At 44.5% G+C, this 22,269-nt stretch carries 20 protein-coding genes and 1 tRNA gene; 19 read left to right on the top strand and 2 right to left on the bottom strand.

Annotated elements, in window-relative coordinates; genetic code table 11:
• Positions 1 to 12: 12 nt before the first annotated feature.
• Both QQ041_RS15220 and QQ041_RS15215 read left to right on the top strand, forming a co-directional pair.
• Positions 13 to 97, top strand: a tRNA-Leu gene (locus tag QQ041_RS15220).
• A gap of 157 nt (positions 98 to 254) precedes the next feature.
• On the top strand, positions 255 to 1,301 hold the full coding sequence (locus QQ041_RS15215; RefSeq protein ID WP_285954351.1) for a lactonase family protein: 1,047 nt from the start codon (positions 255 to 257) through the stop codon (positions 1,299 to 1,301).
• 69 nt (positions 1,302 to 1,370) lie between these two features.
• On the opposite strand, the gene QQ041_RS15210 is transcribed toward QQ041_RS15215, so the two are convergent.
• Positions 1,371 to 2,546 (bottom strand): 2-octaprenyl-3-methyl-6-methoxy-1,4-benzoquinol hydroxylase, encoded by a 1,176-nt coding sequence (locus QQ041_RS15210; protein ID WP_285954350.1) that lies wholly within the window; start codon positions 2,544 to 2,546, stop codon positions 1,371 to 1,373.
• A 307-nt stretch (positions 2,547 to 2,853) separates the two neighbouring features.
• Here QQ041_RS15210 and miaB point away from each other — a divergent pair, with 307 nt between their 5' ends.
• From miaB to lnt, 5 genes are all read left to right on the top strand, one after another.
• Positions 2,854 to 4,278: a tRNA (N6-isopentenyl adenosine(37)-C2)-methylthiotransferase MiaB gene (gene miaB / locus QQ041_RS15205; protein ID WP_060983373.1), complete on the top strand. Its 1,425-nt coding sequence runs from the start codon at positions 2,854 to 2,856 to the stop codon at positions 4,276 to 4,278.
• Positions 4,279 to 4,441: 163 nt separating this feature from the next.
• A complete protein-coding gene (locus QQ041_RS15200) occupies positions 4,442 to 5,563 on the top strand; it encodes a PhoH family protein (RefSeq protein ID WP_285954349.1) in 1,122 nt (373 codons plus the stop codon).
• A complete protein-coding gene (ybeY, locus tag QQ041_RS15195) occupies positions 5,564 to 6,025 on the top strand; it encodes an rRNA maturation RNase YbeY (RefSeq protein WP_146491396.1) in 462 nt (153 codons plus the stop codon). It begins immediately after the preceding gene.
• A gap of 120 nt (positions 6,026 to 6,145) precedes the next feature.
• The gene (gene corC / locus QQ041_RS15190) at positions 6,146 to 7,036 is read left to right on the top strand and encodes a CNNM family magnesium/cobalt transport protein CorC (protein WP_285954348.1); all 891 of its coding nucleotides are present in this window, start codon (positions 6,146 to 6,148) and stop codon (positions 7,034 to 7,036) included.
• Between the two features lie 32 nt (positions 7,037 to 7,068).
• A complete protein-coding gene (gene lnt, locus QQ041_RS15185; RefSeq protein ID WP_285954347.1) occupies positions 7,069 to 8,586 on the top strand; it encodes an apolipoprotein N-acyltransferase in 1,518 nt (505 codons plus the stop codon).
• A gap of 85 nt (positions 8,587 to 8,671) precedes the next feature.
• Here lnt and QQ041_RS15180 read toward each other — a convergent pair whose 3' ends face one another.
• Positions 8,672 to 9,142, bottom strand: a complete 471-nt coding sequence (locus QQ041_RS15180) for a zinc ribbon-containing protein (protein WP_012603380.1) — start codon at positions 9,140 to 9,142, stop codon at positions 8,672 to 8,674.
• A 263-nt stretch (positions 9,143 to 9,405) separates the two neighbouring features.
• Here QQ041_RS15180 and leuS point away from each other — a divergent pair, with 263 nt between their 5' ends.
• The 12 genes from leuS to lipA all read left to right on the top strand — a co-directional run bounded on the left by leuS (position 9,406) and on the right by lipA (position 22,217).
• The gene (leuS, locus tag QQ041_RS15175; protein ID WP_239717534.1) at positions 9,406 to 11,982 is read left to right on the top strand and encodes a leucine--tRNA ligase; all 2,577 of its coding nucleotides are present in this window, start codon (positions 9,406 to 9,408) and stop codon (positions 11,980 to 11,982) included.
• Between the two features lie 213 nt (positions 11,983 to 12,195).
• Entirely contained in the window at positions 12,196 to 12,849 is a 654-nt protein-coding gene (gene lptE, locus QQ041_RS15170; protein ID WP_285954346.1) for an LPS assembly lipoprotein LptE, read from the top strand.
• A gap of 12 nt (positions 12,850 to 12,861) precedes the next feature.
• Positions 12,862 to 13,887 carry a DNA polymerase III subunit delta gene (gene holA, locus QQ041_RS15165; protein ID WP_285954345.1) on the top strand — a complete coding sequence of 342 codons (1,026 nt, stop codon included), beginning with the start codon at positions 12,862 to 12,864 and terminating at the stop codon, positions 13,885 to 13,887.
• A 64-nt stretch (positions 13,888 to 13,951) separates the two neighbouring features.
• Positions 13,952 to 14,269, top strand: coding sequence for a ribosome silencing factor (rsfS, locus tag QQ041_RS15160; protein ID WP_004735247.1), 318 nt, complete (start codon positions 13,952 to 13,954; stop codon positions 14,267 to 14,269).
• Positions 14,270 to 14,272: 3 nt separating this feature from the next.
• On the top strand, positions 14,273 to 14,743 hold the full coding sequence (gene rlmH, locus QQ041_RS15155; protein WP_004735246.1) for a 23S rRNA (pseudouridine(1915)-N(3))-methyltransferase RlmH: 471 nt from the start codon (positions 14,273 to 14,275) through the stop codon (positions 14,741 to 14,743).
• A 6-nt stretch (positions 14,744 to 14,749) separates the two neighbouring features.
• A complete protein-coding gene (mrdA, locus tag QQ041_RS15150; protein WP_048657915.1) occupies positions 14,750 to 16,642 on the top strand; it encodes a penicillin-binding protein 2 in 1,893 nt (630 codons plus the stop codon).
• Complete coding sequence (gene rodA / locus QQ041_RS15145; protein WP_048607962.1) at positions 16,642 to 17,763, top strand: rod shape-determining protein RodA; 1,122 nt, start codon at positions 16,642 to 16,644, stop codon at positions 17,761 to 17,763. The genes mrdA and rodA overlap by 1 nt, the downstream gene beginning before the upstream one ends.
• 3 nt (positions 17,764 to 17,766) lie before the next feature.
• Positions 17,767 to 18,606, top strand: coding sequence for a septal ring lytic transglycosylase RlpA family protein (locus QQ041_RS15140; protein WP_285954344.1), 840 nt, complete (start codon positions 17,767 to 17,769; stop codon positions 18,604 to 18,606).
• Positions 18,607 to 18,699: 93 nt separating this feature from the next.
• Positions 18,700 to 19,881 carry a serine hydrolase gene (locus QQ041_RS15135; protein ID WP_017067140.1) on the top strand — a complete coding sequence of 394 codons (1,182 nt, stop codon included), beginning with the start codon at positions 18,700 to 18,702 and terminating at the stop codon, positions 19,879 to 19,881.
• Positions 19,882 to 20,113: 232 nt separating this feature from the next.
• The gene (gene ybeD / locus QQ041_RS15130) at positions 20,114 to 20,392 is read left to right on the top strand and encodes a DUF493 family protein YbeD (protein WP_026084358.1); all 279 of its coding nucleotides are present in this window, start codon (positions 20,114 to 20,116) and stop codon (positions 20,390 to 20,392) included.
• Between the two features lie 195 nt (positions 20,393 to 20,587).
• Positions 20,588 to 21,247 (top strand): lipoyl(octanoyl) transferase LipB, encoded by a 660-nt coding sequence (lipB, locus tag QQ041_RS15125; protein ID WP_004737632.1) that lies wholly within the window; start codon positions 20,588 to 20,590, stop codon positions 21,245 to 21,247.
• A 4-nt stretch (positions 21,248 to 21,251) separates the two neighbouring features.
• Entirely contained in the window at positions 21,252 to 22,217 is a 966-nt protein-coding gene (gene lipA, locus QQ041_RS15120) for a lipoyl synthase (RefSeq protein WP_017059920.1), read from the top strand.
• The last annotated feature ends 52 nt before the right edge of the window (positions 22,218 to 22,269 follow it).

Genomic DNA, 22,269 nt, shown 5'->3' with positions numbered 1-22,269 from the left:
TAAAGATTTGCTGCGGTCGTGGCGGAATTGGTAGACGCACCAGATTTAGGTTCTGGCGCCGAGAGGTGTGAGAGTTCAAGTCTCTCCGACCGCACCATCATTGAATGAAACCCAGCTTTTTAGCTGGGTTTTGTTTTATCTGGAATATGCAAATCTGATAACCCCGTCACCAAGTATTTCTCCCTATCTAATCACTTCATGACTTTTTTATAAGACAATGTCTGCTCCATTTTCTAATTGAGTATGACTACCCTATGAAAAACCTCACTTTAACGATCGGTTGCTACACGGATACGCCAAGTAAAAGCCAAGGCGTATATCAGGCTCAATTAGACTTGGAAAACGGAAAGCTATTACCTTTAGATCTCTTTGCAGAGTGCACTAACCCGTCTTTTGTCGTAGCAACCGAGCTTGGTATCTATACCGCGTCTGAAGTTGATCAGCCAAAACAGCCACAGTTAATTCATATACCTAGCCCTAACTCAAAGGCGGTTAAGAACTCCGGCACTATCGCTGGTGCTCACCCTTGCCACATCGCAATTGATCCTAGCCACAAATTTGCTATTACGTCTCAATACTCATCCGGCTCATTCGATATTTTTAGTTTAAGTATTAATGGCAATATCGATAAGCGACTCAAAACGATTGCTATGGTGGGTTCAGGGACTAACAAAGAACGCCAAACAGCTCCACATGCTCATCAATGTCTGTTCTTACAAAATTCACCACAATTTGTCACCGTCGACCTTGGTGCTGATCGAATCAACTTCTATTGCTTTGATGAAGAGCAAGAAGAATTTCTAGACGAACCTATGCAATCTATTAAAGTTCCTGCGGGCAATGGACCTCGTCACCTCGTCTTCAATAAAGATGAAGACAAAGCCTATGTGATCTGTGAGCTCTCTGAAACGATACTGATGATGGAAAAAACTCTTGGGAACTGGAGTATTGTCGAAGAGATTGACGCGCTCCCAAATGTGGAAAAAGGAGAGGCTACAGCTGCAATAAAGCTATCGCCGGATGAGCAATTCCTCTATGTATCATGTCGACACCAATCGATGATCAGTTGCTTCAGAATCGAGCCTACAACGAAAATGCCTATTTTTATTGATAGCTATAATACTGAAGGCAGCTTCCCTCGTGATTTTCATATTACTGACTGCGGACGATGGCTTATCGCAGCAAACCAACACTCCAACAACATCACCTCATTCAAGCGAGATAATGAGGATGGGTCTTTGGTTTATACAGGATACTCTTTAGAGATCGACGCACCAGTTTGCGTTACACAGCAGTTATAACATTCAACACCATACAAAAAAGGAGAGCATCTGCTCTCCTTCTCTATATAGATAACCTGAACTAATAAATTAAAGACCTAAGGCGTATTTCAATACTTGAGTTTTAATCGGCCCAGAGTTCTCTGCTAATTTTAGCGCAGCATTACGTGCAAACTTGAGCGGACCAATGTCGTTGCTGAATGTCTTGTAGAAGAAATCCATGCCACTCTGCATCATTAGGTTGTCGCCTCTTCTCATCACTTCATAGCGTCTTGCTACAGACTGATTCAATTCACCCTTTTCTTTGGTGGCATGCAACAGTACTGATACATCTTTGAAGCCTAAGTTAACACCCTGCCCAGCCAACGGGTTAATCGTATGCGCAGAATCCCCGACTAAAATACAGTTATTCTTCGAATATGATTGAGCATGACGTCGTATCAGAGGAAAAGACCCCGAATTCAAGACTTTGATATCACCTAACTCTTTAGGAAAGTGAGTAAGTACTTCGTTACGTAGTTTTTCAGGGGTCATTGCTGACAGTTGCTTGATACGCAGTGGAGAGTCATACCAAACTAACGAGCCCTGCCCGACTTCTTGATCGTCAGAGGTTAGAGAACACAAAGGCAAAAATGAACGAGGGCCACTTGGTAGGAATTGCTGCCAAGTAATATCTTGCTGAGGCTGTTCTGTTTCTACGTTGATAAGCATACAGTGTTGTCGATAATCCCAAGCCGTAATGCCAATTCCAGCTTGTTGACGAACGGCTGAATTCGCACCATCAGCACCAACCACCCACTTCGCGGATAGCTCTCCCCCTGATTGAAGCTTAACGATATTGGTTTCACCAAACTCAATCTCATCGAGCTTTTCTGGACATAACAGTTCTAAATTTTCATAAGCATCAAACTGAGACCATAAGCCCAATTGAATGAGTCGGTTTTCAACAATGTAGCCTAAACGAGGCAAATCAAGTGACTCTGCATCAAACCGAGTACGACATTCTGGGTGCTCCCACGTCTCTAAGCGCTTATAAGAACATACTCGCATCGCTTCTATGTGTTGCCATGCGCCAAGATCGTTAAGTAAATCGACCGATGCTTGAGAAATAGCGGAAACACGAATATCCATCGCTTGTGACTCATCAAAAGCTTGTGGAGCAAAACCTTCGATCACCGCAACACTCAGACCTTGCTTTGCAAAACCAATTGCTGTTGCTGCACCAACCATGCCGCCACCGACTACTACAATATCGTAACTGTTCATATTTTGTACTTATCAGTTTGATTCTTTGACTGTTTTTGATTGTACTTTTTCATAACTAACTTGTAACCAAAAACCTTATTCGAAAAAAGGGTTATCCCTTATGGCATATGGCGTTAACGATAATAAAAACCACTACATAAGAGATTTTATCAGACTACTAGTCAGTCGGTTTTGAAACCAGTACAATACGCCGCTTGCTGCTAGAGCCAGTCATAAAATGAATACCTAATTATGACAAATGGTCCTCGCAGATGAATACTGGGCGATTTGCTCCCTTAAATTAAACTAACGATCGAGCGAACAAAAGATGAGTAAGAAACTGCTAATTAAAACTTGGGGCTGTCAGATGAACGAATACGATTCATCAAAAATGGCCGACCTGCTTAACGCTGCTAATGGCTATGAGCTAACTGAAGTACCTGAGGAAGCAGATGTACTACTACTGAATACTTGTTCTATCCGCGAAAAAGCGCAAGAGAAAGTATTCCACCAGCTTGGTCGTTGGAAAACGCTGAAAGATAAAAAAGAAGGTGTGGTGATCGGTGTGGGTGGCTGTGTAGCGACTCAAGAAGGTGATCACATTCGTCAACGTGCACCATACGTAGACGTAATCTTTGGCCCACAAACATTACACCGTTTGCCAGAGATGATTAAATCATCACTGTCTAACGAAAAGCCAGTAATGGACATCTCTTTCCCAGAAATCGAAAAGTTCGATAATCTGCCAGAGCCAAAAGCTGAAGGCGCGACAGCATTCGTTTCTATTATGGAAGGTTGTTCTAAATACTGTACTTACTGCGTTGTACCATATACGCGTGGTGAAGAAGTTAGCCGTCCAATGGATGATGTACTGTTCGAAGTTGCTCAACTTGCAGAGCAAGGCGTACGTGAAGTTAACCTACTGGGTCAGAACGTAAACGCCTACCGCGGTCCAACACACGAAGGCGATATCTGTTCATTCGCAGAACTGCTTCGTCTTGTTGCTTCTATCGATGGTATCGACCGTATTCGTTTCACAACCAGCCACCCGCTTGAGTTTGGTGACGACATCATTGACGTTTACAAAGATACACCTGAACTAGTGAGCTTCCTTCACCTGCCAGTACAAAGTGGTAGTGACCGTATTCTTACAATGATGAAGCGCCCACATACGGCGATCGAGTACAAATCTATTATCCGTAAACTGCGTAAAGCTCGTCCTGACATTCAAATCAGTTCAGACTTTATTGTTGGTTTCCCTGGTGAGTCTAAACAAGACTTCCAAGATACAATGAAGCTAATTAAAGAAGTTGATTTCGATATGAGCTTCAGCTTTGTTTTCTCTCCTCGTCCAGGTACGCCAGCAGCAGATTACCCATGTGATGTACCAGCACAAGAGAAGAAAGATCGTCTGTACGAACTGCAACAAACGGTAAACACACAAGCAATGCGTTTCTCGCGTCTAATGTTAGGCACAGAGCAACGTATCCTTGTTGAAGGCCCATCAAGAAAGAACCTAATGGAACTTCGCGGCCGTACAGAAAACAGCCGTGTTGTGAACTTCGAAGGTTCTGCAGACCTAATCGGTCAGTTCGTAGATGTGAAGATCACTGAGGTTTACACCAACTCACTACGTGGTGAGCTAGTTCGTACAGAAAAAGACATGGGTCTACGCGTTGTTATGACTCCAGCAGAAATGATGGAAAAAACAAAACGTGAAGACGAGCTAGGTGTAGCAACATTTACGCCATAGGCAATACAACTGTTTGAGCACAAAGCGCAAACACAAAGCTTGAAATTACCTAACTAAGTGACCATCTTAGAAATAGGGATATCACCATCAGAAGCCCGGTCTAAATCGGGCTTTTTGCTCTTTTTTTTATTTAAGAGTGAGTGGCACAAAATGAGAGGCTAATTTGAGCAATAAAATCGTTACCTTAGAGATAAATCTAGAGCCAGCAGACAACAAGCGCTTGGCAAGTTTATGCGGGCCATTCGACGACAACATCAAACATCTTGAGCGTCGTCTGGGCGTTGAGGTTAATTACCGTAGCAACTTTTTTACGATTGTCGGTAAGCCTCACACGACAGCCGCAGCTTTAGACATCATCAAACACCTCTATGTTGAAACGGCTCCAGTTAAAGGCAACATAATCGATATCGAACCAGAACAAGTGCATCTGGCGATCACCGAGTCTGGCATTTTGGAGCAACACGTCGAGTCTGAAATCGACTACGGCAAAGAAGTGACCATTAAGACTAAAAAAGGCGTCATCAAACCTCGTACGCCAAACCAAGCACAATACCTAATGAACATGGTCACTCATGACATCACTTTTGGTATTGGGCCAGCCGGTACAGGTAAAACATACTTAGCCGTTGCTGCAGCAGTTGATGCACTTGAACGCCAAGAGGTTCGCCGAATCCTACTGACTCGCCCTGCTGTTGAAGCTGGTGAGAAGCTTGGTTTCCTACCGGGTGATTTAAGCCAAAAAGTAGACCCATATTTGCGTCCACTTTACGATGCACTGTTTGAGATGCTTGGCTTTGAGCGAGTCGAGAAGCTGATTGAACGTAACGTGATTGAAGTTGCACCACTGGCGTATATGCGTGGTCGTACGTTGAATGATGCGTTTATCATTCTTGATGAGAGCCAAAACACCACGGTAGAACAAATGAAGATGTTCTTAACCCGTATCGGCTTTAATTCACGTGCTGTGATCACTGGTGATATTACGCAAATCGATTTACCTCGTGGTGCAAAGTCAGGCTTACGCCATGCGACTGAAGTGCTCAGTGAAGTGGATGACATTAGTTTTAATTTCTTCATGTCTGAAGACGTCGTTCGTCACCCTGTAGTTGCTCGTATCGTCAACGCCTACGAGAAGTGGGAAGCGAAAGACCAGAAAGAACGCAAAGAGTTTGAAAAGCGTAAACGTGAAGAGCGCGAAGCCAAACTTCTTGAGGCTCAGCAGGCCGTTACGACACAATTAGCAACACAAAATAGCTCTGTAATTGCAGAACAAGGTGATAAATAGATGTCTATTGAACTAGACCTGCAATTAGCGGTCGAAAATGAGCAAGGTCTTCCAACTGAGCAAGATATTCAGATTTGGCTGGACAAGACAATTCCTCAGTTTCAAGAGAACGCTGAGTTGACGGTTCGTATCGTTGATATACAAGAAAGCCACCAGCTCAATCATGAATATCGTGGCAAAGACAAGCCAACTAACGTGTTGTCTTTTCCATTCGAGGCTCCTCCAGGGATCGAGTTAGATCTACTTGGCGACCTCATTATCTGCCGCCAAGTTGTCGAAAAAGAAGCAGAAGAGCAAAGTAAGCCTCTGCTAGCACACTGGGCTCATATGGTTGTACATGGCAGTCTGCATCTGCTAGGTTATGATCATATCGAAGATGATGAAGCTGAAGAGATGGAGTCACTCGAGACAGAAATCATGCAATCTATGGGGTTTGAAGACCCTTATATTCTAGAAAAGTAAACTGATTCTAGTAAAGTAGGTTGCAGAGAAACAATAACTCATCGAACCTGCGATTTCCGCAGGAATCTGAGTTGTAACGTGTGCTATCACACTTCTGATAGCGTTATTTTTTGAGAAATCATGAACGAAGGTAACCCCCCCACTTCTGAGGGAAGTAAAAAATCTGAAGGTCCGAGTAGAAAGTCCTTCTTTGAACGCCTAGGCCAACTATTTCAAGGTGAAGTAAAAGATCGCCAAGAGCTCGTGGATGTAATCCGCGACTCAGAAATTAATGACCTAATTGACCATGACACGCGCGACATGCTCGAGGGTGTTATGGAAATTTCAGAGATGCGAGTACGCGATATCATGCTGCCTCGCTCTCAAATGGTTACAGTTGAACGCACCGATGATTTAGATACATTGATTGCGCTTATTACTGATGCTCAACACTCTCGCTACCCAGTGATCAGTGAAGATAAAGACCATGTTGAAGGCATTCTATTAGCAAAGGACCTACTTAAGTATTTGGGTTCAGAAAGTGCCCCATTTGATATCGAACAAGTGATTCGCCCTGTTGTGGTTGTTCCTGAAAGTAAGCGAGTAGATCGCCTGCTTAAAGAGTTCCAAGAAGAGCGCTACCACATGTCTATCGTTGTCGATGAGTTTGGCGGAGTTTCTGGCCTAGTAACCATTGAAGATATCCTCGAAGAAATCGTTGGTGAAATTGAAGACGAGTTCGACGATGAAGAAGAGCTAGATATTCGTAAGCTGAGTAAGCATACCTTCTCTGTAAAAGCTTTAACCACTATTGAAGAGTTCAACGATACGTTTAACACTACCTTTAGTGACGATGAAGTGGATACGGTAGGCGGCATGGTTATGACCGCACTCGGTCACCTGCCTGTTCGTGGCGAAATTGTAGAGATTGAAAGCTACCATTTCAAAATAACATCAGCAGATAACCGCCGTGTGATTCAGCTACAGGTAACCATTCCTGACGAGCAACCTCTTCCGACTATCGAAGAATAACAACTTCTCTCTAAAGAGATGACAGAAATTAGATGACTAAGACTTTTATTCATCGCCTATTACGGCCGCTTGCGGCCGTTTTTGTTGGCGCTATAACCACCCTTTCATTCGCTCCATACTCTATATGGCCTCTTGCTATTCTCAGCCCAGCTTTGTTGCTGTTACTGATTCATAACCGCTCTCCTAAAAGTGCGCTTTGGATTGGCTACGGATGGGGTTTAGGTCAATTCACGACAGGTATCAGCTGGGTATACGTCAGCATTGATGGTTTTGGTGGTATGCCACTGGCAGCTAACCTATTTTTGATGGCATTACTTGTTGGCTACCTAGCTGTTTATTCAGGTTTATTTACTTGGAGTTTGAACAAGTTCTTCCCTGCTAATAATCTAAGCCGCTTTTTCCTCGCAGCACCTGCACTATGGTTAATCAGTGATTGGCTACGTGGATGGGTAATGACAGGGTTCCCTTGGCTTTGGTTAGGCTACAGCCAAATCGATTCGCCATTAGGGTCCTTTGCACCGATTGGCGGCGTAGAGTTAGTAACTCTAGCGATCATTGTTTCAGCATCAGCGTTTGCTTATGCTGTTATCAATAGAGCCTGGAGTATCGCTGTTATTCCTGCGGTCGTATTTAGTACTGGCTTTGGTATTCGCAACATCGATTGGGTAACGCCGAACCCTGAAAAAACCACGTCAGTCGTTTTAATACAAGGCAACGTCGATCAAGATAGCAAATGGCTACCAAGTCATCGTTGGCCAACCATGATGAAGTACACCGACCTAAGCCGAGAAAATTGGGACGCTGATATCATCATCTGGCCTGAAGCCGCTATCCCTGCGTTTGAGGTAGAGATTCCTTCTTTCCTACGTAACTTAGATAGCGCAGCGAAGATGAACAACAGCTCTATCATCACAGGCGTGCTTAATCAGTCTGAAGATAAGAAATACTACAACAGTGTTCTTTCACTTGGCGTGAACCCATATGGTGAGTACAGCTACGATCCAGACGAACGCTATCATAAACATCACTTATTGCCATTTGGTGAGTTTGTCCCGTTTGAAGATATCCTACGCCCGTTGGCACCATTCTTTAATTTGCCGATGTCATCATTCAGCCGTGGTGATTTTGTTCAACCAAACATCGTGGCAAATGGACGCCACTTAGCGCCAGCGTTGTGCTATGAGATCATCTTTAATGATCAAGTTAGACAGAATGTGACTGATGAGACTGACTTTATCCTCACACTCTCTAACGATGCGTGGTTTGGTCGTTCTATTGGGCCATTACAACATATGGAAATCGCACAAATGCGCGCTCTGGAGCTTGGTAAGCCACTTATTCGCTCTACCAACAATGGTGTGACGGCAGTTACCGATTACAAAGGCAACATCATCAAGCAAATACCTCAGTTCGAAACGGCAGTGTTAAAAGCCGAGCTCATTTCAACGGATGGGCAAACGCCTTATCACACAGTAGGTACTTGGCCACTGTATATTTGGGCGATGCTCAGCTTGGTGATTGGTTGGCTAATAAGACAGCCAAAGAGCTAGATTCGACGAAAAGTGATTTTAGATTCGAGGGTTGACTGGTGGGTCAACCCTTTTTTATTGCCGCGGTTTGAAGTTAATTACATGTTTACGGCTTAAGTGCTTTGCGGCTAAACCCTGTAGAGCCACATTTAATGCATGGAATGATATTGGTTGGGTGGTTATATTCAGTTTGATGGCCACACTCGTCACATACCAAGGTGCCTAACCCAATGACTTCACCCGCTTGATATAAGCCCTGATGTTCAAGATCTTGGAACAGCTCAACCCATTCAACTTTCGTTCGATCGGTTATGTCTAGAAGACCTTGCCATATAGAGTCTGCAATCATCAAATAGAATGGACCGCTTTTACTCTCTTCATAGCTTTCAGAAAACTCTTTCAAGTCCGATTTCACGTAGGCTGAAATCAGCGATAATTCATCTTTGGTCATGTCGTTGGCTGCTTTCGCATACTTGCCTGACGTTTCGATTTTGTTGTTGAGCTCTTCAGGACTATGCTTCAGCGTTTCGATGACCTCTTCAACAACTTCTTCATAGAGTGCTTTTTTCTTCGGCATAACAACCTCCTTAAGATAACCAACCTTGAAGCGAGCAAACGGATGCGCCGCAATGCACTCCCGCTTACAAACAAATGCAATTCATACTCTTAAGTATAGTTGCCCTGCGAAATTCAGTGAAAATTACACAATCTACTAGGCAGCAACTGCAAGTATGAAGGGTATAACTATTGTTGTACTCAGCTCCTTTAGGTATTCTATGACGATCTGTAAGATTCTGTTCTAACCGAACTCACAAATTCCAAGATAACCGGATACCATCGATGCAAGAACAATATAACCCGCAAGAGATTGAACAAAAGGTTCAACAACACTGGGATAACAGCGAAACTTTCGTTGTAAGTGAAGACCCAAACAAAGAAAAATTCTACTGTCTTTCTATGTTCCCTTACCCAAGTGGCCGACTGCACATGGGTCACGTGCGTAACTACACCATCGGTGATGTGGTATCTCGTTTCCAACGTCTACAAGGCAAAAACGTAATGCAGCCAATTGGTTGGGATGCATTCGGCCTACCTGCAGAAAACGCAGCTGTTAAAAACAACACAGCGCCTGCGCCATGGACTTACGAAAACATTGAGTACATGAAAAACCAGCTTAAGCTTCTAGGCTTTGGTTACGACTGGAACCGTGAATTCGCAACATGTACTCCAGAGTACTACCGTTGGGAACAAGAGTTCTTCACTAAGCTTTACGAAAAAGGCCTAGTTTACAAGAAGACTTCTTCTGTGAACTGGTGTCCAAATGACCAAACTGTACTGGCAAACGAGCAAGTAGAAGACGGTTGCTGCTGGCGTTGTGATACTCCGGTAGAACAAAAGAAAATTCCTCAGTGGTTCATCAAAATCACTGAGTACGCTCAAGAGCTACTAGACGATCTAGACAACCTTGAAGGCTGGCCTGAAATGGTTAAAACCATGCAGCGCAACTGGATCGGCCGCTCTGAAGGTGTTGAGCTGTCTTTCGCTGTTAACGGCGAAGAAGCGCCACTAGAAGTGTACACAACTCGTCCAGACACACTGATGGGTGTTTCATACGTTGGTATCGCTGCAGGTCACCCTCTTGCAGAGAAAGCATCGAAGAACAACCCAGAGCTTGCTGCATTCGTTGAAGAGTGTCGTAACACTAAAGTTGCTGAAGCTGAACTGGCAACGATGGAAAAGAAAGGTATGGATACTGGCCTAACAGCTATCCACCCTCTTAACGGTCGTGTTGTTCCTGTATACGTAGCAAACTTCGTACTTATGGATTACGGCACAGGTGCGGTAATGGCGGTTCCTGCTCACGATCAACGTGACTATGAGTTCGCAACTAAGTACGGCATCGATATCATCCCAGTAATCAAGCCAGAAGATGGCTCTGAGCTAGACGTTTCTGAAGCGGCGTACACTGAGAAAGGTGTATTGTTCGATTCTGGTGAATTCGATGGTCTTGCTTTCCAAGAAGCATTCGATGCAATCGCTGCGAAGCTTGAAGCAGAAGGCAAAGGTAAGAAGACAGTAAACTTCCGTCTACGCGACTGGGGTGTATCTCGTCAGCGTTACTGGGGTGCGCCAATCCCAATGGTAACGACTGAAGACGGTGAAGTTCATCCTGTACCAGCAGACCAACTACCAGTCATTCTTCCTGAAGATGTGGTAATGGATGGCGTAACGAGCCCAATCAAGGCAGACAAGTCTTGGGCTGAAACAACATTCAACGGTGAACCTGCTCTACGTGAGACAGACACATTCGATACGTTCATGGAATCTTCTTGGTACTACGCTCGTTACTGTTCACCACAAGCAGACGACATTCTAGATCCAGAGAAAGCAAACTACTGGCTGCCAGTTGACCAATACGTTGGTGGTATCGAGCACGCTTGTATGCACCTACTTTACTCTCGTTTCTTCCATAAGCTTCTACGCGACGCTGGTTACGTAACGTCTGACGAACCGTTCAAGCAACTACTATGTCAAGGCATGGTTTTGGCTGACGCGTTCTATCACGAAAACGAAAAAGGCACTAAAGAGTGGATCGCACCGACTGACGTAACGGTTGAGCGTGACGGTAAAGGTCGCATTGAATCAGCAGTTGATAGCGAAGGTCGCAATGTTGAACACTCAGGCATGATCAAAATGTCTAAGTCTAAAAACAACGGCATCGACCCACAAGAGATGGTAGATAAGTACGGCGCTGATACTGTACGTCTATTCATGATGTTTGCATCACCTGCAGACATGACGCTTGAGTGGCAAGAGTCTGGCGTTGAAGGCGCAAACCGCTTCCTTAAGCGTGTTTGGAAATTGGTTCACGCTCACTCTTCTAAAGGTGCCGCTGAATCTGTTGACGCTTCTGCTCTATCTGGCGACCAAAAAGCACTTCGTCGTGATATCCATAAGACTATCGCGAAAGTAACGGACGATATCGGCCGTCGCCAAACGTTCAACACAGCTATCGCTGCAATCATGGAACTGATGAACAAGTTGGCGAAAGCACCTCAAGAGTCAGTACAAGATCGTGCAATTCTTGATGAAGCGCTAAAAGCAGTAGTTCGTATGCTTTACCCAATGACTCCACACATCTCTTACGAAATGTGGATTGCACTTGGTGAATCAAACGTAGACTCAGCAACATGGCCAACTTTCGATGAGAAAGCGCTAGTTGAAGACGAGAAGACTATCGTTGTAATGATCAACGGTAAGCTACGAGCGAAGCTAACGGTTGCTGCTGACGCGACCGAAGAGCAAGTTCGTGAACTTGGTCTAAACGATGAGAATGCTAAGAAGTTCTTAGATGGCTTAACTATTCGTAAAGTTATCTTTGTACCTGGCAAGCTTCTGAACATCGTAGCTAACTAATATTAGCTAACTAACTAGTCGCAGATTAAAGCGAACTATCTTTAGTCTGCACATATAACTGCTGAAGCGAACTTATTTTGTTTTCAGTAGTCTTTAGACAGGGTGCAACATTGCCCTGTCTACTTATTTAAGTGCTTTAGACTCAGAGCCCTACGATTCGAAAGCTCTAAAGCCTTTAAATAAGTATTCTACCTTCATGAGAGCCATCAAATAATGCGCCTGATTTCACTATCTTCATTGAAAGTTACTATTGTTGTTTTAACCGTCAGCCTGTTAAGTGCGTGTGGTTTCCACCTGCGTGGTGATTACTCCGTACCAGAAGAACTCAACAAGATCTCCGTAACCAGTTACGACCAATACAGTACGTTTACACGTATGATGAAAGGTCAGCTACGTATGAATGATGTAGAAATTGTACCACCGGCTGAAAATACACCGAACTTATATATTATCGGTGAAGGTGTTGGTGAAAGAACGCTATCTTTATACCAAAATACTCGCGCAGCTGAGATTGAGCTAACGTTCTACGCTTCATATCGCGTAACTATCCCCGAAATTGGATCCAAAACATTCTCTACTAGCGTAACCCGTAGCTATCTAGATAACCCGCTAACAGCACTTGCGAAATCAGTTGAGCGCGACATGATCGAAGACGAAATGCGTAAGCTGGCAACAAGCCAAATCTTACGTCAGATGGCTCGACTAAAAGCCAATATTGCCGCTGGTAGCATGAATCTAGAGTCATTAGAAAACGTTCAAGTTAAAGAGCTTGAAAAGCAATACAACATCAAGAATGTTGAAATTGACGACGTTGAGATCGTACCGGCTTCAGCAGAGCAACCAACACTTAGCGAATCGGCTGAGTAATAGGTTTATTTGATGCGTATTTTTGCTGACCGCTTATCAGAGCAACTTGCTAAACAGTTGAGTAATGTTTACCTCATTTTTGGTAACGAGCCTCTACTGTTGCAAGAGAGCCGAGAAGCGATTCAAAAGGCTGCAAAACAGCAAGGCTTTGAAGAACGTCACCGCTTTGCGATTGATAGCAGTCTGGACTGGAATCAAGTCTACGACTGCACTCAAGCACTGAGCCTATTCTCTAGCCGTCAAGTCATCGAGCTTGAGCTGCCAGAGTCAGGCGTCAATGCCGCAATAGCAAAAGAGCTACTCGCAATCTCCGAGAATATCCATAACGATATTTTGTTGATCTTAGTGGGTACTAAACTAACTAAAGCTCAAGAAAACGCTAAGTGGTTTAAGGCTCTCTCGAATCAAGGACACTGGGTCAGTTGCTTAACGCCAGATGTCAGTCGATTACCTCAATTTGTCCAAGCTCGCTGCCGTCAAATAGGTTTAACGCCAGATCCTGAGGCGATTCAAATGTTGGCACAATGGCACGAAGGCAACCTTTTTGCATTGACTCAGAGCCTAGAAAAGCTGGCTCTCCAATACCCAGATGGAAAGCTCACATTAGTACGCTTAGAAGAATCGCTGAGTCGACACAACCACTTTACTCCATTCCACTGGAGTGACGCCTTACTGGCGGGTAAAGGGAATCGAGCGCAGCGAATTTTAAGACAATTAGAAGCTGAGGGTGTTGAGCCTGTTATTTTACTGCGTAGCGTGCAGCGAGAACTCGCCTTACTGCTGCAAATGCAACAACAAATGAAACAGATGCCGATTGGTCAGGTCTTCGAGAAACACCGCATCTGGCAATCAAAAAAGCCTCTTTATAACGCCGCGCTAACAAGAGTTTCGATTTCTCAATTACACTCTTTGTTCGCGTTGCTCACTCAAGCTGAATTGATGACAAAAACTCAATATGAGCAGTCGCCTTGGCCACTAATTCATCAGTTAAGCGTAGAGTTTTGTATCCCTTCAGCTTCAATACCATTTCACGCATAAAAGCGTGGTATATTCTAGGGTCAACAGCCCCTAAAAAGCTAAATTCAGATTAAAGGAACACCCCGTGTTACGTGAAGAACTAAAAGATTTTCTTGCAGACAAAGCCGACGACATGAAAGCAGAATCGATTGTGACTATCGATGTAGAAGGCAAATCAAGTGTTACTGATTACATGATTGTTTGTACTGGCACCTCTAAACGCCATGTTGCTTCTATTGCACAGCATGTTGCTGATGAAGTACGTAAAGCAGGCATGCAACCACTAGGCATGGACGGCCAGCAAGAAGGTGAATGGGTTGTTCTAGATATGGGCACAAGCATGCTTCACGTTATGCAAGAAGAACACCGTGAACTGTACCAACTAGAAAAACTTTGGGGCTAAGCTTTGAAGATCCAGTTAATCGCAGTTGGTACAAAAATGCCAAAGTGGGTTGAAGAAGGGTTTAAAGAATACAAACGTCGCTTCCCTCACGATATGCCGTTAGAGCTCATTGAAATTACTGCAGGAAAGCGCGGTAAAAATGCCGATATTGCACGCATTCTTCAGAAAGAAGGTGAAGCGATGCTGGCAGCAGTGCCAAAAGGCAACAGAATTGTCACGCTCGACATCCCAGGTAAAAAATGGGATACACCACAACTGGCTGAGCAACTGGAAAGCTGGAAGTTGGATGGACGTGACGTTTCTATCCTGATTGGCGGGCCTGAAGGATTAGCACCGGCATGTAAAGCGGCAGCAGACCAAAGTTGGTCTCTGTCTGCGCTTACTCTCCCTCACCCATTAGTACGCGTTATCATGGCTGAAAGCTTGTATCGAGCTTGGAGCATCACTGCTAACCACCCTTATCATCGAGAATAAGCGTTAATGTTACGTAAACGTAGCCAAATCCGAGACTACAAAGCAGAAGCACGACTATTTACTAGTCGTGCTTTTGTTGCGTTTGCAGGGATCATAGTGATGATGTCGATGTTGGTTATGAACCTTTACAACATTCAAATCAACCAATATCAGGACTATAAAACCCGCTCTAACGACAACCGTATCAAGGTCGTTCCAATCGCGCCTAACCGTGGTTTGATTTACGATCGCAACGGTGTACTTCTTGCCGAAAACCGCCCCGTTTTCAACCTAGAAATCACACCAGAAAAAATCAACGATATGGATGACACGCTTGTCCGTCTACAAGAGTTAATCGAGATCCCACCAGAACGCATCGAGCGTTTTAATCGTGATCGCCGTAATTCAAGACGCTTCAAGTCAGTACCGATTCTGAACCAACTCACAGAAGAACAAGTTGCGGTCTTCTCTGTAAACCAACATAAGTTCCCTGGTGTTGAGGTCACAGGCACGTTAAAACGTTTCTACCCTTATGGTGATGTGCTGACTCACGTTATTGGTTATGTATCGCGTATCAATGACCGTGATATGCAGCGCCTAGCACGAGAAGAGAAAGACGCTAATTACCAAGCGACTCGTGACATCGGTAAACTTGGCATTGAGCGCTACTACGAAGACATGTTGCACGGTACCGCTGGTTATCAAGAAGTCGAAGTAAACAGCCGCGGACGAGTGATCCGCACTCTGAAGTTTGTGCCTTCGGTTCCGGGTAAAGATATCGTGCTCAACTTGGACATCAAGCTACAGCTATACGTACATAAATTACTTGATGGTCGCCGTGGCTCAGCCATCGTTCTCGACCCTAAAGACAATGGCGTGTTAGCCATGGTGTCTAGCCCAAGCTACGACCCAAATGCATTTGTGCATGGTATCTCCTCTAAAGGTTATAACGCGCTACTTCAAGACAAAGACCGACCTTTGGTTAACCGTGCAACGCTAGGTATTTATCCACCAGCGTCGACGATCAAACCTTTCATTGCTGTTGCGGCTCTGCAAGAAGGTGTGATTACACCCAATACAACGCGTAATGACCCAGGTTATTGGAAGATCCCTAACTCAAAAACAAGACCATTCCGTGACTGGTTGCGTTGGGGACACGGTGTCGTTGATATCGAGAAAGCGATAGAAGAGTCAGTGGATACTTTCTTTTACCAAATTGCTTATGACCTTGGTATTGATCGCATATCCAAATGGATGATGATGTTCGGATTCGGTGATTATACCGGCATCGATATTTATGAAGAAAGTAAAGCCAATATGCCAACTCGTGATTGGAAAATGGCAAGACACCGTGTGCCTTGGTACCAAGGTGACACTATCCCTGTCGGCATTGGCCAAGGCTACTGGACAGCAACACCAATGCAGATTGCAAAAGCCACATCAGTTTTAGTTAATGAAGGGGAAGTAACAGCCCCTCACCTACTGCGTTCAACCATTGATAACGGTCGCCCATTCGATGAACAAATTATGTCGGATATTGAAACTTACCCACCACTAACCGGGGTTAAGAAGAAGTATTGGGATATCGCTCAGGAAGGCATGAGACTGGCTAACCACGGTAAGAAAGGCACAGCAAGACGTTCATTCCAGAAGATGTCTTACCAAACCGCTGGTAAGTCGGGTACCGCGCAGGTGTTCGGCTTAAAAGAAGATGAAGAGTACAACGCGGATGAAATCGCAGAGCACTTACGCGATCACGCCCTCTTTACGGGTTACGCGCCTTTTGAAGATCCTGAAGCCGTCGTGACTATCGTTCTAGAAAACGCAGGTGGTGGCTCTTCTAACGGCGGCCCAGTAGTAAGAAGGATTTTAGACCATATTATCCTTGCAGAAGATTATCAAAGCGAGCCAATTAAATAATGAAACTTGATCCTTCAACTGGACGAAATAGAGCCTTATTCGAAAGGCTGCATATCGACCTGCCGCTTTTACTTGGCATTCTGGTTTTAATGGGCTTTGCCCTACTGATCATGTACAGCGCAAGCGGACAAAGCCTTGCGATGATGGATCGCCAGGCGATGCGTATGGCTCTGTCTTTAGGTGTGATGATCTTCCTAGCGCAAATCTCACCTCGCACTTATGAGACCTTGGCACCACTACTGTTTGCAGGTGGTGTCATCTTGCTATTAGGCGTATTGTTCTTTGGTGAAGCCTCTAAAGGTGCACAGCGTTGGTTAAACTTCGGCTTTGTTCGATTCCAACCCTCAGAGCTGTTAAAGCTGGCGGTACCTTTGATGCTGGCGCGATTTATCGGTAAGCGCTCACTTCCACCCACCTTCCAAACATTAGCGATCTCGCTAGTGATGGTGTTTGTACCTACGATTCTAATCGCAAAGCAACCCGACCTAGGCACATCTATCCTTATCGCCGCATCCGGTATCTTCGTGATATTCCTAGCAGGTATCAGTTGGAAAATCATTGCTAGTGCGGCAATAGCGTTGGGGGCATTTATCCCAATCTTATGGTTCTTCTTGATGCGTGAATATCAAAAAGTACGTGTAAGAACCCTTTTTGATCCTGAATCCGATCCATTAGGTGCGGGTTACCACATCATTCAAAGTAAGATTGCGATAGGTTCTGGTGGTATATCAGGAAAAGGTTGGCTGCAAGGCACTCAATCCCAACTAGAGTTCATTCCAGAGCGCCATACCGACTTCATTTTTGCGGTAATTGCCGAAGAATGGGGCATGATTGGTATCTTGTTCTTGCTTGCCATCTACCTGTTTATTATTGGACGTGGCTTAGTGCTCGCTAGCCAAGCTCAAACAGCATTCGGCCGAATGATGGGCGGCAGCATTGTACTGAGCTTCTTCGTCTACATTTTTGTAAACATTGGCATGGTAAGTGGCATTCTACCTGTTGTAGGTGTTCCTCTTCCTCTGGTCAGTTATGGCGGTACTTCAATGGTTACCCTTATGGCTGGTTTTGGTATTTTAATGTCGATCCATACACACAGAAAAGCATTCTCAAAGGCGACCTAATCGATGTCTATTACAACGTTTCCAAAAAAAGCATCCTTAGTTGATGAGCTGCCAATCAAAAAAATAGTCTCTATCTTAGGGCTAGCGGTTTTAATCAATGGGTGTTCTTCACAAAAGCCAACAGGTCGCTACGATATTGATTCAGATATTGCACCAGACGCACCGATTTCGGTAGAGCATTTAGAAGATGCTTACCCTCAGTATGAACCTTATAGTTTAGGTGGTAATACGGATTACACTCTGCGTGGCGAAGACTACAAGATCGTAAAAAAGACCGAAGGGTTTACTGAGAAAGGCAAGGCCTCTTGGTACGGTAAGAAATTTCATGGTCACTTAACGTCTAACGGCGAGATCTACGACATGTATTCGATGTCAGCAGCTCACAAAACATTGCCAATTCCAAGCTATGTAAAAGTGACGAATACCGACAATAACAAAACCACTATTGTTCGTATCAATGACCGTGGCCCATTCCATGAAGGCCGAATCATTGACCTTAGTTATGCGGCAGCTTATAAGCTCGATGTACTGAGAACGGGCACGGCAAATGTTGAGATTGAAGTCATTACTGTGGCTATGCCAACCGACGCAAATAAAAAGGCCGCTTTACCGCAATTTATCATTCAAGTCGCAACATCTCCGCATGAAGATAGAACCGAGAAGTTAGCTAAAGATCTAGCCGAAAAGCTAGAAGTAGCAACGTTCTTGCAGCCAAATGATGACAACTACCGTCTGATGATTGGGCCATTTCATGACTATGCTCTGACTCAAGAAAAATTAGAACAAGTTAAGCTAATGGGTTACCCGTCAGCTTATATAAAAAAACACACCCTAACTCGCTAATTAATCTAACAGTTACTTCTGGTAATCAGCGCTCTGGTGTGACAGAGTGATTCTGTTAATATATGAATAGTTCACCAAATAATTGCATTCAAAATGATTAAATCTAATAAACTTGTTAAATCGATTTTTGCTACTTCTGTTGCTCTTTCTGCAACGATAGCTACATCGTCATTCGCCGCTCCTATTGTTGTTCCTGATGCACCTCAAATCGCCGCTAAAGGTTTTGTTCTGATGGATTACCATTCAGGCAAAGTACTAGCAGAGAAAGAGATGAATACTCAACTTTCTCCAGCAAGTTTAACCAAGATGATGACGAGCTACGTAATTGGCCAAGAGCTAGAACGTGGCAACATCAACTTAAACGACGATGTTGTAATCAGTGAAAATGCTTGGGCTAAAAACTTCCCAGATTCATCTAAGATGTTCGTTGAAGTAGGTACAACGGTTAAAGTTGAAGAACTGAACCGCGGTATCATTGTTCAGTCAGGTAACGATGCTTGTGTTGCGATGGCTGAACACATCGCCGGATCTGAAGATGCATTCGTTGACCTAATGAACGCATGGGCAAGCTCTATCGGTATGAAAGACACGCACTTCGCTAACGTGCACGGTCTAGACAACCCGAACCTATACTCAACGCCTTACGATATGGCGCTACTTGGTCAGGCTCTGATTCGCGACGTACCAGACGAGTACCGTATCTACTCACAGAAGAAATTCACTTACAACGGCATCACCCAGTACAACCGTAACGGTCTGTTATGGGATAAGAGCATGAACGTTGATGGCATCAAAACGGGCCACACAAGCAATGCAGGTTACAGCCTAGTAAGCTCAGCGACCGAAGGAAAAATGCGCCTAGTTGCTGTAGTTATGGGTACCAAGAATGCTAATGCTCGTAAGACAGAAAGTAAAAAGCTGCTTAGCTACGGCTTCCGCTTCTTCGAAACAGTGGCACCACACACAGCGGGTGAAACCTTCGTAGAAGAGAAGATCTGGATGGGCAGTAAAGACACCGTGGCACTGGGTGTCGACGAAGATACTTTCGTTACGCTACCTCGTGGTCAAGCTAAGAACCTGAAGGCAAGCTTCGTTCTTGAGAAAGAGCTAGAAGCGCCAATCAGCAAAGGCGATGTGGTTGGTAAACTATTCTACCAAGTCGACGGTGAAGACGTTGCTGAATACCCACTACTAGCACTTGAAGATGTAGACCAAGGCAGCCTATTCAGCCGCCTATGGGACTACCTAGTTCTTCTGTTCAAGGGTTTATTCTAAACCAGCCAAAGGTTTGTTCTAAGTAAAACCTAAGCTTGTTGTCTAGCTAACCTAATGAGTAAGTTCATGATTTACTCATTAGTGAACCAAAAGCCGCCATGTGCGGCTTTTGTTGATCTTGAGTTCGGTGATATTTACACGTAATATTCCGCCTTATTACTCGTGTCTGTTGACCGAATACGCTTTTTATCGACATTTCGCCAATTTGCGAGAGTCTAGCCTTTTGGAGCTAATCATGAACATCAATTCTGATGCAAAACTAAAAGACCTCTTAGAGTTCCCTTGTTCATTCACTTACAAAGTAATGGGCCACGCTAAGCCAGAACTGACTGAGCTAGTGCTAGAAGTGATCCAGCGCCACGCTCCTGGTGACTACAGCCCAACGCTAAAACCGAGTGCGAAAGGTAACTACCACTCTGTTTCTATCAATATTACTGCGACTTCAATTGAACAAGTAGAAACTCTTTATAAAGAACTGGGCGAGATCGAAATCGTTCGTATGGTTCTGTAGTCTTTGATTACGCATGAAAAACAGCGGCTTATTGCCGCTGTTTTTGTTTAAAGCACAGTATCGACACCAAATTCATTCAACTTAATTTTAAATAAATACAAAGAAAGTTGAAAAACCTTGCAGTCCGTCTGTAGTTAGAATCATGTTTCGCGTTTATAATGCGTTCACTTTATTAATCCTTGAGGGAGTGCCGCTTTGCAAAATAAGCTAATCGTAAAAAAATTAGGCCGTCAGGATTACGAACCTGTATGGAAAGCCATGCATAAGTTCACAGACGAACGCACGGAAGAAGACGTAGACCAAGTTTGGTTGGTTGAGCACAACCCTGTCTTCACTCAAGGACAAGCAGGCAAAGCTGAGCATGTATTAAATGCCGGTGATATCCCTGTGATACAAAGCGATCGCGGTGGCCAAGTGACTTACCACGGTCCAGGCCAATTAGTTGCTTACTTTCTGATTAATATCCGCCGCAAGAAATTCGGAGTGCGTGATTTGGTTACTCATATCGAGAACCTCGTAATCAATACTCTGAAAGCTTACAATATAGATTCAGCTGCCCGACCTGACGCTCCTGGTGTTTATGTCGATGGCAAAAAAATCTGTTCACTCGGATTACGTATTCGACGTGGCTGCTCGTTCCACGGACTAGCACTCAACGTCGATATGGACCTGTCTCCATTTCTACGTATTAACCCATGTGGTTACCAAGGTATGGAAATGGCACAGGTAAGCCAACTCGGCGGACCAAGTGAACTAGAAAACGTTGAGCAACAGTTAATACAAGAGCTCGTAGAGCTACTCGGCTATGACCAAGTAGACATTCAAGCCACCAGTAACATTACAGCAGAAGCATAAAATCATGAGCAAACCAATCCAAATGGAAAAAGGCGTTAAATATCGTGACGCTGACAAAATGGCATTAATTCCCGTAAAGAATATGCCTGCTGAACAGAAAGAAGTTCTACGTAAGCCTGAATGGATGAAGATTAAACTTCCTTCAGACAGCCATCGTATTCAAGAAATCAAATCAGCAATGCGCAAAAACAACCTGCACTCAGTTTGTGAAGAAGCGTCTTGCCCTAACCTAGCCGAGTGTTTCAACCACGGTACGGCAACGTTTATGATTCTTGGCGCTATCTGTACTCGTCGCTGCCCGTTCTGTGATGTTGCCCATGGTCGTCCTGTTGCTCCTGAAGCAGAAGAGCCGAAGAAACTGGCTAAGACGATTAAAGACATGAAACTGAAGTACGTAGTAATCACTTCAGTTGACCGTGATGACTTGCGTGACGGCGGTGCTCAGCACTTTGCTGATTGTAACCGTGAGATTCGCGAACTAAACCCAAATATTCGTATCGAAACACTGGTTCCAGACTTCCGCGGTCGTATGGATGTTGCGCTTGATCTAATGAAAGACAACCCGCCAGATGTTTTCAACCACAACCTAGAGACAGCGCCACGTCTATACCGTAAAGCGCGTCCAGGTGCGAACTACAAGTGGTCTCTTGATCTACTGAAGAAATTCAAAGAGCAGCACCCTGATATTCCAACAAAATCAGGTGTGATGATGGGTCTTGGTGAGACGAAAGAAGAGATCGTTCAAGTACTGAAAGACCTTCGCGAACATGGTGTGACTATGCTGACACTAGGCCAATACCTAGCACCAAGCCGCCACCACTTACCAGTAGAACGCTACGTGCCGCCTTCTGAGTTCGATGAGCTGAAAGAGATTGCTCTAGAGCTTGGCTTCACTCACGCAGCTTGTGGTCCATTTGTACGTTCTTCTTACCATGCAGACTTACAAGCTCAAGGTATGGAAATTAAGTAAGCCATTACTTAACTCCCCTCTATTTGAAAGGCGCATCCCCTCAGGTATGCGC

It is taken from the genome of Vibrio sp. TMPB1044 (assembly GCF_030442075.1).
GTDB classification, from domain to species: domain Bacteria; phylum Pseudomonadota; class Gammaproteobacteria; order Enterobacterales; family Vibrionaceae; genus Vibrio; species Vibrio satsumensis.
Note: the sequence above shows the minus strand (reverse complement) of the source record. Positions and strands in the feature narration are given on the sequence as shown.

Coding starts and splice junctions, on each gene's coding strand:
- QQ041_RS15180 (WP_012603380.1), bottom strand. CDS start 9,142: ATGCCGAAGAAAAAAGCACTCTATGAAGAAGTTGTTGAAGAGGTCATC.
- lipA (WP_017059920.1), top strand. CDS start 21,252: ATGAGCAAACCAATCCAAATGGAAAAAGGCGTTAAATATCGTGACGCT.
- leuS (WP_239717534.1), top strand. CDS start 9,406: ATGCAAGAACAATATAACCCGCAAGAGATTGAACAAAAGGTTCAACAA.
- QQ041_RS15140 (WP_285954344.1), top strand. CDS start 17,767: ATGTCTATTACAACGTTTCCAAAAAAAGCATCCTTAGTTGATGAGCTG.
- miaB (WP_060983373.1), top strand. CDS start 2,854: ATGAGTAAGAAACTGCTAATTAAAACTTGGGGCTGTCAGATGAACGAA.
- QQ041_RS15135 (WP_017067140.1), top strand. CDS start 18,700: ATGATTAAATCTAATAAACTTGTTAAATCGATTTTTGCTACTTCTGTT.
- QQ041_RS15210 (WP_285954350.1), bottom strand. CDS start 2,546: ATGAACAGTTACGATATTGTAGTAGTCGGTGGCGGCATGGTTGGTGCA.
- rodA (WP_048607962.1), top strand. CDS start 16,642: ATGAAACTTGATCCTTCAACTGGACGAAATAGAGCCTTATTCGAAAGG.
- lnt (WP_285954347.1), top strand. CDS start 7,069: ATGACTAAGACTTTTATTCATCGCCTATTACGGCCGCTTGCGGCCGTT.
- lptE (WP_285954346.1), top strand. CDS start 12,196: ATGCGCCTGATTTCACTATCTTCATTGAAAGTTACTATTGTTGTTTTA.
- corC (WP_285954348.1), top strand. CDS start 6,146: ATGAACGAAGGTAACCCCCCCACTTCTGAGGGAAGTAAAAAATCTGAA.
- QQ041_RS15215 (WP_285954351.1), top strand. CDS start 255: ATGAAAAACCTCACTTTAACGATCGGTTGCTACACGGATACGCCAAGT.
- mrdA (WP_048657915.1), top strand. CDS start 14,750: ATGTTACGTAAACGTAGCCAAATCCGAGACTACAAAGCAGAAGCACGA.
- holA (WP_285954345.1), top strand. CDS start 12,862: ATGCGTATTTTTGCTGACCGCTTATCAGAGCAACTTGCTAAACAGTTG.
- ybeY (WP_146491396.1), top strand. CDS start 5,564: ATGTCTATTGAACTAGACCTGCAATTAGCGGTCGAAAATGAGCAAGGT.